13 protein-coding genes are annotated in these 14,179 nt (G+C 53.5%); all 13 read left to right on the top strand.

Annotated elements, in window-relative coordinates; translation table 11 throughout:
* Positions 1-369: 369 nt before the first annotated feature.
* The 13 genes from mnmG to glmS all read left to right on the top strand — a co-directional run bounded on the left by mnmG (position 370) and on the right by glmS (position 14,054).
* Entirely contained in the window at positions 370-2,259 is a 1,890-nt protein-coding gene (mnmG, locus tag P346_RS03750; RefSeq protein WP_032662089.1) for a tRNA uridine-5-carboxymethylaminomethyl(34) synthesis enzyme MnmG, read from the top strand.
* 107 nt (positions 2,260-2,366) lie between these two features.
* Complete coding sequence (gene rsmG, locus P346_RS03755; RefSeq protein WP_023309787.1) at positions 2,367-2,990, top strand: 16S rRNA (guanine(527)-N(7))-methyltransferase RsmG; 624 nt, start codon at positions 2,367-2,369, stop codon at positions 2,988-2,990.
* Positions 2,991-3,606: 616 nt separating this feature from the next.
* Positions 3,607-3,987: a F0F1 ATP synthase subunit I gene (gene atpI / locus P346_RS03760; RefSeq protein WP_008500194.1), complete on the top strand. Its 381-nt coding sequence runs from the start codon at positions 3,607-3,609 to the stop codon at positions 3,985-3,987.
* 8 nt (positions 3,988-3,995) lie between these two features.
* Entirely contained in the window at positions 3,996-4,811 is an 816-nt protein-coding gene (gene atpB / locus P346_RS03765) for a F0F1 ATP synthase subunit A (RefSeq protein WP_023309789.1), read from the top strand.
* 49 nt (positions 4,812-4,860) lie between these two features.
* A complete protein-coding gene (gene atpE, locus P346_RS03770) occupies positions 4,861-5,100 on the top strand; it encodes a F0F1 ATP synthase subunit C (protein WP_000429386.1) in 240 nt (79 codons plus the stop codon).
* A 48-nt stretch (positions 5,101-5,148) separates the two neighbouring features.
* The gene (atpF, locus tag P346_RS03775) at positions 5,149-5,619 is read left to right on the top strand and encodes a F0F1 ATP synthase subunit B (RefSeq protein WP_014072436.1); all 471 of its coding nucleotides are present in this window, start codon (positions 5,149-5,151) and stop codon (positions 5,617-5,619) included.
* Positions 5,620-5,633: 14 nt separating this feature from the next.
* Positions 5,634-6,167, top strand: coding sequence for a F0F1 ATP synthase subunit delta (gene atpH, locus P346_RS03780; protein WP_023309790.1), 534 nt, complete (start codon positions 5,634-5,636; stop codon positions 6,165-6,167).
* A 12-nt stretch (positions 6,168-6,179) separates the two neighbouring features.
* Complete coding sequence (atpA, locus tag P346_RS03785; protein WP_006808751.1) at positions 6,180-7,721, top strand: F0F1 ATP synthase subunit alpha; 1,542 nt, start codon at positions 6,180-6,182, stop codon at positions 7,719-7,721.
* Between the two features lie 51 nt (positions 7,722-7,772).
* Positions 7,773-8,636, top strand: coding sequence for a F0F1 ATP synthase subunit gamma (gene atpG, locus P346_RS03790; RefSeq protein ID WP_032662088.1), 864 nt, complete (start codon positions 7,773-7,775; stop codon positions 8,634-8,636).
* 31 nt (positions 8,637-8,667) lie between these two features.
* Positions 8,668-10,050, top strand: coding sequence for a F0F1 ATP synthase subunit beta (gene atpD, locus P346_RS03795; RefSeq protein WP_006177559.1), 1,383 nt, complete (start codon positions 8,668-8,670; stop codon positions 10,048-10,050).
* 20 nt (positions 10,051-10,070) lie between these two features.
* Positions 10,071-10,490: a F0F1 ATP synthase subunit epsilon gene (locus tag P346_RS03800; protein ID WP_006177560.1), complete on the top strand. Its 420-nt coding sequence runs from the start codon at positions 10,071-10,073 to the stop codon at positions 10,488-10,490.
* Positions 10,491-10,628: 138 nt separating this feature from the next.
* Complete coding sequence (glmU, locus tag P346_RS03805; protein WP_032662087.1) at positions 10,629-11,999, top strand: bifunctional UDP-N-acetylglucosamine diphosphorylase/glucosamine-1-phosphate N-acetyltransferase GlmU; 1,371 nt, start codon at positions 10,629-10,631, stop codon at positions 11,997-11,999.
* A 225-nt stretch (positions 12,000-12,224) separates the two neighbouring features.
* Positions 12,225-14,054: a glutamine--fructose-6-phosphate transaminase (isomerizing) gene (gene glmS, locus P346_RS03810; protein WP_032662086.1), complete on the top strand. Its 1,830-nt coding sequence runs from the start codon at positions 12,225-12,227 to the stop codon at positions 14,052-14,054.
* Positions 14,055-14,179 lie beyond the last annotated feature (125 nt).

The raw sequence follows: 14,179 nt of genomic DNA, 5'->3' as shown, positions 1-14,179 counted from the left end.
GCGCGAACAGATGTGGATAACTCTGGTTAAAAGCTCGTATTAACCCGTAGTTATCCAAAGAACAACTATTGCATCGTTTTTGACCTGTGTATAAAGTCGCGATCTGATCCCAGCTTATACTGTCCAGGATCACCAATCATTCACAGCAAACGATCCTTTCTAACTACATGATCTTCTTTATGAGATCGGACTTATCCACACAGGTTCGCGATCCTAATAAGAGATCACAATAGAACAGATCTCTAAATAAAAAGATCTTCTTTTTAATAGCCCAGGATCCCAATGCTTTCTCGAAAGACTAAAGTTGAGTAGAATCCACGGCCCGGGCTTCAATCCATTTTCATACCGCTTTACGCGAGGCAGACCACCATGTTTTATCAGGATCCTTTTGACGTCATCATCATTGGCGGGGGTCATGCAGGCACTGAGGCCGCAATGGCCGCAGCGCGTATGGGTCAGCAGACCCTGCTTTTGACACACAATATCGACACGCTGGGACAAATGTCCTGTAATCCGGCGATTGGCGGCATTGGGAAAGGACACCTGGTAAAAGAAGTGGATGCACTTGGCGGCCTGATGGCGAAAGCGATCGATCATGCAGGCATCCAGTTTAGGATACTAAACGCGAGCAAAGGGCCTGCTGTTCGGGCGACCCGTGCCCAGGCAGACCGCGTGCTTTACCGTCAGGCTGTGCGTACCGCCCTGGAGAACCAGCCGAATCTGATGATCTTCCAGCAGGCGGTTGAAGATCTTATCGTTGAGAACGATCGCGTCGTAGGTGCCGTGACCCAGATGGGGCTCAAATTCCGTGCGAAAGCCGTGGTGCTGACCGTGGGCACATTCCTGGATGGTAAAATTCATATCGGTCTGGATAACTACAGCGGTGGCCGTGCCGGCGATCCGCCGTCTATTCCACTGTCTCGCCGTCTGCGTGAACTGCCGCTGCGCGTCAGCCGCCTGAAAACCGGTACGCCGCCGCGTATTGATGCGCGCACCATTGATTTCAGCGTGCTGGCGCAACAGCACGGTGATAATCCGATGCCGGTATTCTCGTTCATGGGCAATGCGGCTCAGCATCCGCAGCAGGTACCGTGCTACATCACGCATACCAACGAGAAAACCCATGACGTGATCCGCAATAACCTCGATCGCAGCCCCATGTATGCCGGCGTGATCGAAGGGATCGGCCCACGCTACTGCCCGTCGATCGAAGACAAAGTGATGCGCTTCGCCGATCGTAACCAGCACCAGATCTTCCTGGAGCCGGAAGGGCTGACCTCAAACGAAATTTACCCGAACGGCATCTCCACCAGCCTGCCGTTCGATGTGCAGATGCAAATTGTTCGCTCAATGCAGGGGATGGAGAATGCGAAAATCGTTCGCCCTGGCTACGCTATTGAGTACGATTTCTTCGATCCGCGCGACCTGAAGCCAACCCTGGAAAGCAAATTCATCCACGGTCTGTTCTTCGCGGGTCAGATTAACGGCACCACCGGCTACGAAGAAGCGGCTGCACAGGGCCTGCTTGCCGGTCTGAACGCCGCGCGCTTCTCTGCTGAGAAAGAGGGCTGGGCGCCAGGCCGTTCTCAGGCGTATCTGGGCGTGCTGGTTGACGATCTCTGCACGCTGGGTACCAAAGAGCCGTACCGTATGTTTACCTCTCGCGCGGAATATCGCCTGATGCTGCGTGAAGATAACGCCGACCTGCGTCTGACCGAAATGGGCCGCGAGCTGGGTCTGGTGGATGACGAACGCTGGGCGCGCTTTAACGAGAAGCTGGAGCACATTGAACAGGAACGCCAGCGCCTGAAAACCACCTGGGTCAATCCGCAGGCGGAAACCGCTGCCGAAGTAAACGCTCACTTAACAGCGCCGCTGTCGCGTGAAGCCAGCGGGGAAGATCTGCTGCGCCGTCCTGAAGTCACCTACGAGAACCTGGTCAAACTGACCGCGTTCGCGCCGGGCCTGGAAGACGCTGAAGCGGCAGAGCAGGTTGAGATCCAGGTGAAGTACGAAGGTTACATCGCGCGTCAGCAGGATGAGATCGAAAAACAGCAGCGTAACGAAAACACGCTGCTGCCGGAAATGCTGGACTACCGCCAGGTGACGGGCCTTTCCAACGAAGTGATCGCTAAGCTGAACGATCACAAACCGGTATCGATCGGCCAGGCATCCCGTATCTCGGGTGTTACCCCAGCGGCGATTTCAATCCTGCTGGTCTGGCTGAAAAAGCAGGGCATGCTGCGCCGCAGCGCGTAATTGACATTGCTTTTGGCGGGTGGCGCTTCGCTTACCCGCCCTACTTATTCGTAGGCCCGGTAAGCGGCAGCGCCACCGGGCGAAAAATCTCTAAACAGGTATTCACCGTGCTCAACAAACTCTCTCGTCTGCTGGATCAGGCAGGTATTTCGCTCACCGATCACCAGAAAAATCAGCTGGTGGCCTATGTCGATATGCTGAACAAATGGAACAAAGCGTACAACCTGACCTCAGTACGTGACCCCAACGAGATGCTGGTACGCCATATTCTCGATAGCATCGTGGTTGCCCCGTGGCTGAAAGGTGAGCGTTTTATCGACGTGGGGACGGGACCTGGTTTACCGGGCGTTCCGCTGTCGATAGTTCGCCCTGAGAGCCACTTCACGCTGCTGGACAGCCTTGGCAAGCGCGTGCGCTTTTTACGTCAGGTACAGCATGAGCTGAAGCTTGAAAACATCACGCCTGTGCAGAGCAGGGTAGAGGAGTTCCCGGCAGAGCCGCCGTTTGACGGTGTTATCAGCCGCGCGTTTGCTTCGCTCAATGACATGGTGAGCTGGTGTAAGCACTTGCCTGCAGAGAATGGCCGCTTTTATGCGCTGAAAGGGCAGTTGCCAGGCGATGAGATTGAACAGCTCCCGGACGGTTTTGCTGTTGAATCCATCGAGAAATTACACATTCCTCAGCTCGATGGGGAGCGTCATCTGGTGATAATTAAGCCAAACAATTTTTAAAAAATTAATAAAAAATGTGGAATTCGTGCTGTTCTTATCATGTTAAAAAACAGCACAACTACCGGGGTTTTATCGGGGAGCTTTTAACCTCTGCTTCACTAAGGTTTTTCTTCTGGTTAACCTGGCCACTTTTATTCACCCAGAAGATAGTCATCTGTGAAAATATAAGTCTGCTAAAAGTGGAAGGCAGTAACCAGAACGCAATGTTAATTGTTTATTAAGAATGTCAATAAAACGTTTTTATTGTGTACTGGGCTGTTTTGAAAATAGTTACGACGTTTTGCTTTTAATTTCATAAAGATAAATTTATGCGATTTGCGCCTTTGATAAATACAACCTTATCGCAAATGTGTGTTTTGTGATCTCGTGCACGCTTTATCGCCAACGTTTTCGCGCTGTTTGCAGTTTTGGTCGAAGGTTGACGCTTTCAGCGAAAGTTAAAAAATAGCGGTGGGGAAAAATATTTAAACATTTATTCACCTTTTCGCTACTTAATGTTTGAAATCACGGGTGCGCACCGTATAATTTGACCGCTTTTTGATGCTTGACTCTGAGCCTTAAAGGACGTTTTATACGACACGCGGCATACCTCGAAGGGAGCAGGAGTAAAAACGTGATGTCTGTGTCGCTCTTGAGTAGAAACGTTGCTCGTAAGCTTCTGTTCATTCAGTTTCTGGCTGTGATAGCAAGTGGACTGCTGTTTAGCCTCAAAGACCCCTTCTGGGGCATCTCCGCCGTGTGCGGGGGTTTGGCGGTTGTGCTGCCAAACGTGTTGTTTATGATTTTTGCCTGGCGTCATCAGGCGCATACACCCGCCAAAGGCCGCGTGGCCTGGTCCTTCGCCCTCGGCGAAGTGTGTAAGGTGTTGCTGACCTTTGCTCTACTGGTGATGGCGCTGGCGGTTTTGAAAGTGGTCTTCATGCCGCTGATAGCAACGTGGGTTTTGGTGCTGGTGGTACAAGTTCTGGCTCCAGCTGTAATCAATAACAAAGGGTAAAAGGCATCATGGCTTCAGAAAATATGACGCCGCAGGATTACATAGGTCACCATCTGAATAACCTTCAGCTGGACCTGCGTACATTCTCGCTGGTGGATCCACATAACCCCCCGGCCACCTTCTGGACGATCAACATCGACTCCATGTTCTTCTCGGTGGTTTTGGGTCTTCTGTTCCTGGCCATGTTCCGCGGTGTTGCTAAACGAGCGACCAGCGGTGTACCAGGGAAATTCCAGACCTTCATCGAAATGATCATCGGCTTCGTCCATGGCAGCGTCAAAGACATGTACCATGGCAAGAGCAAGCTGATTGCTCCGCTGGCCCTGACCGTGTTCGTTTGGGTCTTCCTGATGAACCTGATGGACCTGCTGCCAATCGATCTGCTGCCGTTTATCGGCGAGCACATCTTCGGCCTGCCAGCGCTGCGTGTTGTACCGTCTGCGGACGTGAACATCACCCTGTCGATGGCGCTGGGCGTGTTTATCCTGATTCTTTTCTACAGCATCAAAATGAAAGGCGTAAGCGGCTTTGTGAAAGAGCTTACCTTGCAGCCGTTCAACCACTGGGCGTTTATTCCGGTCAACCTGATCCTGGAAGGCGTTAGCCTGCTGTCCAAACCTGTTTCACTGGGTCTGCGACTGTTCGGCAACATGTATGCGGGTGAGCTGATTTTCATTCTGATCGCGGGTCTTCTGCCGTGGTGGTCACAGTGGATTCTGAATGTGCCATGGGCCATTTTCCACATCCTGATCATTACGCTGCAAGCCTTTATCTTCATGGTTCTGACGATCGTCTATCTGTCGATGGCGTCTGAAGAGCACTGATTTTTTACCAACACTACTACGTTTTAATTGAAACAAACTGGAGACTGTCATGGAAAACCTGAATATGGATCTGCTGTACATGGCTGCCGCTGTGATGATGGGTCTGGCGGCTATCGGTGCTGCGATCGGTATCGGCATCCTCGGGGGCAAATTCCTGGAAGGCGCAGCGCGTCAACCTGATCTGATTCCTCTGCTGCGTACTCAGTTCTTTATCGTTATGGGTCTGGTGGATGCTATCCCAATGATCGCTGTAGGTCTGGGTCTGTACGTGATGTTTGCTGTCGCGTAGTAGTAGTTTTAAAACCCTAAGCCACAGAAATTAAAGAGGTATTGTGCTGTGAACATGAACGCAACAATCCTCGGCCAGGCCATCGCGTTTATTCTCTTTGTCTGGTTCTGCATGAAGTATGTATGGCCGCCTTTAATGGCTGCCATCGAAAAACGTCAGAAAGAAATTGCTGACGGTCTGGCTTCCGCAGAACGCGCTAAGAAAGATTTGGACCTTGCACAGGCCAACGCGACAGACCAGCTGAAAAAAGCGAAAGCTGAAGCTCAGGTAATCATTGAACAGGCTAACAAACGCCGTTCTCAGATCCTGGACGAAGCCAAAGCTGAAGCAGAACAGGAACGTACTAAGATCGTGACACAGGCTCAGGCAGAAATTGATGCTGAGCGTAAACGTGCTCGTGAAGAACTGCGTAAGCAGGTTGCGATTCTGGCTGTTGCTGGCGCCGAGAAGATCATCGAACGTTCCGTGGATGAAGCTGCTAACAGCGACATCGTGGACAAACTTGTCGCTGAACTGTAAGGAGGGAGGGGCTGATGTCTGAATTTGTTACGGTAGCTCGCCCCTACGCCAAAGCAGCTTTTGACTTTGCTGTCGAACACCAAAATGTCGATCGCTGGCAGGATATGCTGGCGTTTGCCGCTGAGGTGACGAAAAACGAACAAATGGCTGAGTTGCTTTCCGGTGCGTTAGCACCTGAAACTCTCGCCGCGTCGTTTATCGCCGTGTGCGGAGAGCAACTGGATGCCAACGGCCAGAACCTGATTAAGGTGATGGCAGAAAATGGTCGTCTCCGTGTGCTCCCGGATGTTCTCGAGCAGTTTGAGCACTTACGTGCCCTTAGTGAAGCAACCGCTGAAGTCGAAGTGACTTCTGCGACTGAACTGAGTAATGAACAGCTTGCGAAAATCACCGCCGCGATGGAAAAACGTCTGTCACGCAAAGTTAAGCTGAATTGCAAAATCGATAAGTCTGTAATGGCAGGCGTAATCATCCGTTCGGGTGATATGGTCATTGATGGCAGCGTACGCGGCCGTCTTGAACGCCTTGCAGACGTCTTGCAGTCTTAAGGGGACTGGAGCATGCAACTGAATTCCACCGAAATCAGCGAACTGATCAAGCAGCGCATTGCTCAGTTCAGTGTTGTGAGTGAAGCTCACAACGAAGGTACTATTGTTTCTGTAAGTGACGGTGTTATCCGCATCCACGGCCTGGCCGATTGTATGCAGGGTGAGATGATTTCCCTGCCGGGTAACCGTTACGCTATCGCACTGAACCTGGAGCGCGACTCCGTAGGTGCAGTTGTGATGGGTCCATACGCTGACCTCGCCGAAGGCATGAAGGTTAAGTGTACTGGCCGTATTCTGGAAGTGCCGGTTGGCCGTGGCCTGCTGGGTCGCGTTGTTAACACCCTGGGTGCGCCAATCGACGGTAAAGGTCCGGTTGAGCACGATGGCTTCTCTCCAATCGAAGTTATCGCACCAGGCGTTATCGATCGTCAGTCCGTAGATCAGCCTGTTCAGACAGGTTATAAGTCCGTTGATGCCATGATCCCAATCGGTCGTGGTCAGCGTGAACTGATCATCGGTGACCGTCAGACCGGTAAAACCGCGATGGCTATCGACGCCATCATCAACCAGCGTGACTCCGGTATCAAATGTGTGTACGTGGCCATCGGCCAGAAAGCGTCCACCATTTCTAACGTGGTTCGTAAACTGGAAGAGCACGGCGCGCTGTCTAACACCATCGTTGTGGTAGCAACCGCGTCTGAATCCGCTGCACTGCAATACCTGGCGCCATACGCCGGTTGCGCAATGGGCGAATACTTCCGTGACCGCGGTGAAGATGCGCTGATCGTATACGATGACCTGTCTAAACAGGCTGTTGCTTATCGTCAGGTTTCCCTGCTGCTCCGTCGTCCACCTGGACGTGAAGCGTTCCCTGGCGACGTATTCTACCTCCACTCTCGTCTGCTGGAGCGTGCTTCCCGCGTTAACGCGGAATACGTCGAGAACTTCACCAAAGGTGAAGTGAAGGGTAAAACGGGCTCTCTGACCGCTCTGCCGATCATTGAAACCCAGGCGGGTGACGTTTCTGCGTTCGTTCCGACCAACGTAATCTCCATTACCGATGGTCAGATCTTCCTGGAAACCAACCTGTTTAACTCCGGTATTCGTCCGGCGGTTAACCCGGGTATCTCCGTATCCCGTGTTGGTGGTGCTGCTCAGACCAAGATCATCAAGAAACTGTCCGGTGGTATCCGTACCGCGCTGGCACAGTATCGTGAACTGGCTGCGTTCTCTCAGTTCGCATCCGATCTGGACGAAGCAACTCGTAAACAGCTGAGCCACGGTCAGAAAGTGACCGAGCTGCTGAAGCAGAAACAGTACGCACCAATGTCTGTTGCTCAGCAGGGCCTGGTACTGTTCGCGGCTGAACGCGGTTACCTCGAAGATGTGGAACTGGCGAAAATCGGTAGCTTCGAAGCCGCTCTGCTGGCTTACGTCGACCGTGATCACGCTCCGCTGATGCAAGAGATCAACCAGACCGGTGGCTATAACGACGAAATCGAAGGCAAGCTGAAAGCTATCCTCGATTCCTTCAAAGCAACCCAATCCTGGTAATCGTCCGGCGGCTTGTCTCAGGACAAGCCGCCTGGCATTGAGGAGAAGCTCATGGCCGGCGCAAAAGAGATACGTAGTAAGATCGCAAGCGTCCAGAACACGCAAAAGATCACTAAAGCGATGGAGATGGTCGCCGCTTCCAAAATGCGTAAATCGCAGGATCGCATGGCGGCCAGCCGTCCTTATGCAGAAACCATGCGCAAAGTGATTGGTCACCTTGCAAACGGTAATCTGGAATATAAGCACCCTTACCTGGAAGAACGCGACGTTAAGCGCGTGGGCTACCTGGTGGTGTCGACCGACCGTGGTCTGTGTGGCGGCTTGAACATTAACCTGTTCAAAAAACTGCTGGCGGATATGAAAGCATGGTCTGAAAAAGGCGTTCAGTGCGATATCGCAATGATCGGCTCTAAAGGCGTCTCTTTCTTTAACTCCGTTGGTGCCAACATTGTCGCTCAGGTGACCGGTATGGGTGATAACCCGTCCCTGTCCGAACTGATCGGCCCGGTTAAAGTGATGTTGCAGGCCTATGATGAAGGCCGTCTGGACAGACTGTACGTTGTCAGCAACAAATTCATTAACACCATGTCTCAGGTTCCAACGCTCACTCAGATGCTGCCGTTACCGGCATCAGAAGATGACGAGCTGAAGCAAAAAGCCTGGGATTACCTGTATGAACCCGATCCGAAACCGCTGCTGGATACCCTGCTGCGTCGTTACGTTGAATCTCAGGTTTATCAGGGCGTTGTAGAAAACCTGGCCAGCGAGCAGGCCGCACGAATGGTGGCGATGAAAGCCGCGACCGATAATGGCGGCAGCCTGATTAAAGAGCTGCAGTTGGTTTACAACAAAGCTCGTCAGGCCAGCATTACTCAGGAACTCACCGAGATCGTCTCGGGGGCCGCCGCGGTTTAACCAGGTTTACGAATTACGTAGAGGATTCAAGATGGCTACTGGAAAGATTGTCCAGGTAATCGGCGCCGTGGTGGACGTCGAGTTCCCTCAGGACGCCGTACCACGCGTGTACGACGCGCTTGAGGTACAGAATGGTAACGAGAGCCTGGTGCTGGAAGTTCAGCAGCAGCTCGGCGGCGGTATCGTGCGTACCATCGCGATGGGTTCTTCCGACGGTCTGCGTCGTGGTCTGGAAGTCAAAGACCTTGAGCACCCGATCGAAGTCCCGGTAGGTAAAGCAACACTGGGTCGTATCATGAACGTATTGGGTCAGCCAATCGACATGAAAGGCGACATCGGTGAAGAAGAGCGTTGGGCTATCCACCGCGCGGCACCTTCCTACGAAGAGCTGTCCAGCTCTCAGGAACTGCTGGAAACCGGTATCAAAGTTATCGACCTGATGTGTCCGTTCGCGAAGGGCGGTAAAGTCGGTCTGTTCGGTGGTGCGGGTGTTGGTAAAACTGTAAACATGATGGAGCTGATCCGTAACATCGCGATCGAGCACTCCGGTTACTCCGTGTTTGCGGGCGTAGGTGAACGTACTCGTGAGGGTAACGACTTCTACCACGAAATGACCGACTCCAACGTTCTGGACAAAGTTTCCCTGGTTTACGGCCAGATGAACGAGCCACCAGGAAACCGTCTGCGCGTTGCGCTGACCGGTCTGACTATGGCTGAGAAGTTCCGTGACGAAGGCCGTGACGTTCTGCTGTTCGTTGATAACATCTATCGTTACACCCTGGCCGGTACGGAAGTATCTGCACTGCTGGGTCGTATGCCTTCAGCGGTAGGTTATCAGCCTACGCTGGCGGAAGAGATGGGTGTTCTTCAGGAACGTATCACCTCTACCAAAACCGGTTCTATCACCTCCGTTCAGGCGGTATACGTACCTGCGGATGACTTGACTGACCCATCTCCAGCAACCACCTTTGCGCACTTAGATGCAACCGTGGTACTGAGCCGTCAGATCGCGTCTCTGGGTATCTACCCGGCCGTTGACCCGCTGGACTCCACCAGCCGTCAGCTGGATCCACTGGTTGTGGGTCAGGAACACTACGACACCGCGCGTGGCGTACAGTCCCTGCTGCAGCGTTACCAGGAACTGAAAGACATCATCGCCATCCTGGGTATGGATGAACTGTCTGAAGAAGACAAACTGGTGGTAGCACGTGCGCGTAAGATCCAGCGCTTCCTGTCCCAGCCGTTCTTCGTTGCGGAAGTATTCACCGGTTCTCCGGGTAAATACGTTTCCCTGAAAGACACCATCCGTGGCTTTAAAGGCATCATGGAAGGCGAATACGATCACCTGCCGGAGCAGGCGTTCTACATGGTTGGTTCCATCGACGAAGCCGTGGAAAAAGCCAAAAAACTTTAACGCCTTAATCGGAGGGTGATATGGCAATGACTTACCACCTGGACGTCGTCAGCGCAGAGCAACAAATGTTCTCTGGTCTGGTCGAGAAAATCCAGGTAACGGGTAGTGAAGGTGAACTGGGTATTTTCCCGGGTCACGCACCGCTGCTCACCGCCATTAAGCCTGGTATGATCCGCATCGTTAAACAGTTCGGTCACGAAGAGTTTATCTATCTGTCCGGCGGCATTCTTGAAGTGCAGCCTGGCAGTGTGACCGTTCTGGCCGATACCGCTATCCGTGGACAGGATCTCGACGAAGCGCGAGCCCTGGAATCGAAGCGTAAGGCTGAAGAGCACATTAGCAGCTCTCATGGTGACGTGGATTACGCTCAGGCGTCTGCGGAGCTGGCCAAAGCGATCGCGAAACTGCGCGTTATCGAGTTGACCAAAAAAGCGATGTAACACCGGCTTGAAAAGCACAAAAGCCAGTCTGGATACCAGGCTGGCTTTTTTTTTCGGCCTTAATTCATGATGAAAAAGATGTAGAATTTTAAGCATCAAACGTTTTTACTTCACACTCAAACTACCGTCAGGATGCGTATGTCAAACAGTGCGATGAGCGTGGTGATCCTTGCCGCTGGCAAAGGGACCCGCATGTATTCCGATCTGCCTAAGGTGCTCCACACGCTTGCAGGAAAGCCAATGGTGCAGCATGTCATTGATGCAGCGAACGAGCTGGGTGCCGGTCAGGTCCACCTGGTCTACGGCCACGGCGGCGATCTGCTTAAAAAGAAGCTGAGCGATGACAAGCTCAACTGGGTGCTTCAGGCCGAACAGCTGGGCACAGGCCATGCGATGCAGCAGGCAGCGCCTTTCTTTGCAGATGACGAAGACATTTTGATGCTCTACGGCGATGTCCCGCTGATCTCCGTTGAAACCCTGACTCGCCTGCGTGAAGCCAAACCGCAGGGCGGCATCGGTTTGTTGACCGTCGTGCTGGACGATCCAACCGGTTATGGCCGCATCACCCGTGAAAACGGCAACGTCACGGGTATTGTTGAGCATAAAGATGCCAGCGACGAACAGCGCCAGATTCAGGAGATCAACACCGGTATCCTGATTGCCAACGGCGCGGATATGAAGCGCTGGCTGTCCAGACTCGACAACAACAACGCGCAGGGTGAATACTACATCACCGACATCATTGCGATGGCGTACCACGAAGGGCGTGAAATTGCCGCCGTTCATCCGGCGCGCATCAGCGAAACGGACGGCGTGAACAACCGCCTGCAGCTTTCCCGTCTTGAGCGTATTTATCAGTCCGAGCAGGCCGAAAAACTGCTGCTGGCGGGCGTTATGCTGCGTGATCCGGCGCGTTTCGATCTGCGTGGTTCGTTATCTCACGGTCGTGACGTTGAAATTGATACAAACGTTATCATCGAAGGTCACGTCACGCTGGGCAATCGCGTCAAAATTGGCGCCGGCTGCGTGATTAAAAACAGCGTCATCGGTGACGACTGCGAAATCAGCCCGTACAGCGTGGTGGAAGATGCCCGTCTGGATGCCGCCTGTACCATCGGCCCGTTTGCGCGTCTGCGCCCGGGCGCTGAGCTGCTGGAAGGCGCTCACGTGGGTAACTTCGTGGAAATGAAAAAAGCGCGTCTGGGTAAAGGCTCGAAAGCCGGTCATCTGACCTACCTGGGCGACGCGGAAATTGGCAATAACGTGAATATTGGTGCAGGGACTATTACCTGTAACTATGACGGCGCGAATAAGTTTAAAACCATCATCGGTGACGACGTGTTCGTTGGCTCCGATACGCAGCTGGTGGCGCCTGTTACCGTGGGTAACGGGGTGACCATTGCCGCCGGAACAACCGTTACGCGCGATGTGGCCGAGAACGAGCTGGTGTTAAGCCGCGTTCCGCAGGTCAGCAAGCAGGGCTGGAAACGCCCGGTGAAGAAAAAGTAACAACAAGGCGGGTGGCGCTACGCTTACCCGCCCTACGATTGAGTAGGCCTGATAAGGCGTAGCCGTCATCAGGCAAACCCGGGAGAGGAGATAAATATATATCTCCCCCCACAAGCAGTACCCATAAAAATAACCCCACTCTCTACAAGGCTCGGGGTGCCCGGAAAGGGCAAATACAGGTCAGCGACAACGCAGGCATAATGCCTAAATTCGGAATCTAAAATTATGTGTGGAATTGTTGGCGCAGTTGCGCAGCGTGATATTGCTGAAATCCTTCTCGAAGGTTTACGTCGTCTGGAATACCGTGGTTACGACTCTGCCGGTCTGGCTGTTGTCGATGCAGAAGGTCATATGACCCGTCTGCGTCGTCTCGGTAAAGTGCAGATGCTGGCCCAGGCCGCGGAAGAACATCCGCTGCACGGTGGGACCGGTATTGCGCACACCCGCTGGGCGACGCACGGCGAACCGTCTGAAGGTAACGCGCACCCGCATGTGTCTGAACACATCGTGGTCGTGCACAACGGCATTATCGAAAACCACGAACCGCTGCGCGAAGAACTGAAAGCGCGCGGCTACACCTTCGTCTCTGAAACTGACACCGAAGTGATTGCTCACCTGGTGCACTGGGAGCTGGAGCAGGGCGGCACGCTGCGTGATGCGGTGCTGCGTGCTATCCCTCAGCTGCGCGGTGCGTACGGTACGGTAATCATGGATTCCCGCGACCCGTCCACGCTGCTGGCCGCGCGTTCCGGCAGCCCGATGGTTATCGGTCTGGGCATGGGCGAAAACTTCATCGCTTCTGACCAGCTGGCGCTCCTGCCGGTTACCCGTCGCTTTATCTTCCTCGAAGAGGGTGATATCGCGGAAGTGACCCGTCGCAGCGTGACCGTCTTCGATACCAAAGGCGAGCAGGTGAAACGTCAGGAAATTGAATCGAATCTGCAGTACGACGCGGGCGACAAAGGCGCTTACCGTCACTACATGCAGAAAGAGATTTACGAGCAGCCAAACGCCATCAAAAACACGCTGACCGGGCGCATCAGCCACGGTGAAGTGGATCTGAGCGAGCTGGGCGCAAACGCGAACGAACTGCTCGGCAAGGTCGAGCATATTCAGATCGTGGCCTGCGGCACCTCCTACAACTCCGGTATGGTCTCTCGCTACTGGTTTGAATCCCTGGCGGGCGTGCCGTGCGATGTGGAAATCGCGTCTGAATTCCGCTATCGCAAATCCGCGGTGCGTCGTAACAGCCTGATGATCACCCTTTCCCAGTCTGGTGAAACGGCGGATACGCTGGCAGCGCTGCGTCTCTCTAAAGAGCTGGGTTACCTGGGCTCGCTGGCCATCTGTAACGTTCCTGGCTCATCGCTGGTGCGTGAGTCCGATCTGGCGCTGATGACCAAAGCGGGCACCGAAATCGGTGTGGCCTCCACCAAAGCGTTTACCACTCAGCTGACCGTTCTGCTGATGCTGGTGGCGAAGCTGGCGCGTCTGAAAGGCGACGATGCTTCCGTTGAGCACGACATCGTTCACGGCCTGCAGGCGCTGCCTAGCCGTATTGAGCAGATGCTGTCTCAGGACAAACGCATTGAAGCGCTGGCGGAAGATTTCTCTGACAAACATCACGCCCTGTTCCTGGGTCGTGGCGATCAGTATCCGATTGCGCTGGAAGGCGCGCTGAAGCTGAAAGAGATCTCCTACATTCACGCTGAAGCCTATGCGGCAGGCGAGCTGAAACACGGCCCGCTGGCGCTGATTGACGCGGATATGCCGGTCATCGTTGTGGCACCAAACAACGAACTGCTGGAAAAACTGAAGTCTAACATCGAAGAAGTGCGCGCCCGCGGTGGTGTTCTGTACGTCTTCGCCGACAAAGATGCCGGTTTTGTCAGCAACGACAACATGCACATCATTGAGATGCCGCATGTGGAAGAGGTTATCGCACCAATCTTCTACACCGTTCCGCTGCAGCTGCTGGCCTATCACGTGGCGCTGATCAAAGGCACCGACGTTGACCAGCCGCGTAACCTGGCGAAATCGGTTACCGTAGAATAATCCCTTCAGGCTCCACCTTCGGGTGGAGCTTTTTTATCCTGCCCGGCTTGTTTTTAATCAATCCTTTCTCGTTTTTAATAATGACAATTTGTCATCTTCAGCTACTTTTTTCAGTGTCACATAAA

Origin of the sequence: Enterobacter sp. DC1 (genome assembly GCF_000568075.1) — a bacterium.
GTDB classification, from domain to species: Bacteria; Pseudomonadota; Gammaproteobacteria; order Enterobacterales; family Enterobacteriaceae; genus Enterobacter; species Enterobacter asburiae.
The sequence above is the reverse complement of the archived record's forward strand: the minus strand, read 5'-3'. Positions and strand labels throughout refer to the sequence as shown.

What these genes read in the sequence shown, in the direction of transcription:
- mnmG (WP_032662089.1), top strand. Translation starts at nt 370, where the DNA reads ATGTTTTATCAGGATCCTTTTGACGTCATCATCATTGGCGGGGGTCAT.
- glmU (WP_032662087.1), top strand. Translation starts at nt 10,629, where the DNA reads ATGTCAAACAGTGCGATGAGCGTGGTGATCCTTGCCGCTGGCAAAGGG.
- atpD (WP_006177559.1), top strand. Translation starts at nt 8,668, where the DNA reads ATGGCTACTGGAAAGATTGTCCAGGTAATCGGCGCCGTGGTGGACGTC.
- atpG (WP_032662088.1), top strand. Translation starts at nt 7,773, where the DNA reads ATGGCCGGCGCAAAAGAGATACGTAGTAAGATCGCAAGCGTCCAGAAC.
- atpH (WP_023309790.1), top strand. Translation starts at nt 5,634, where the DNA reads ATGTCTGAATTTGTTACGGTAGCTCGCCCCTACGCCAAAGCAGCTTTT.
- atpI (WP_008500194.1), top strand. Translation starts at nt 3,607, where the DNA reads ATGTCTGTGTCGCTCTTGAGTAGAAACGTTGCTCGTAAGCTTCTGTTC.
- P346_RS03800 (WP_006177560.1), top strand. Translation starts at nt 10,071, where the DNA reads ATGGCAATGACTTACCACCTGGACGTCGTCAGCGCAGAGCAACAAATG.
- glmS (WP_032662086.1), top strand. Translation starts at nt 12,225, where the DNA reads ATGTGTGGAATTGTTGGCGCAGTTGCGCAGCGTGATATTGCTGAAATC.
- atpA (WP_006808751.1), top strand. Translation starts at nt 6,180, where the DNA reads ATGCAACTGAATTCCACCGAAATCAGCGAACTGATCAAGCAGCGCATT.
- atpB (WP_023309789.1), top strand. Translation starts at nt 3,996, where the DNA reads ATGGCTTCAGAAAATATGACGCCGCAGGATTACATAGGTCACCATCTG.
- atpE (WP_000429386.1), top strand. Translation starts at nt 4,861, where the DNA reads ATGGAAAACCTGAATATGGATCTGCTGTACATGGCTGCCGCTGTGATG.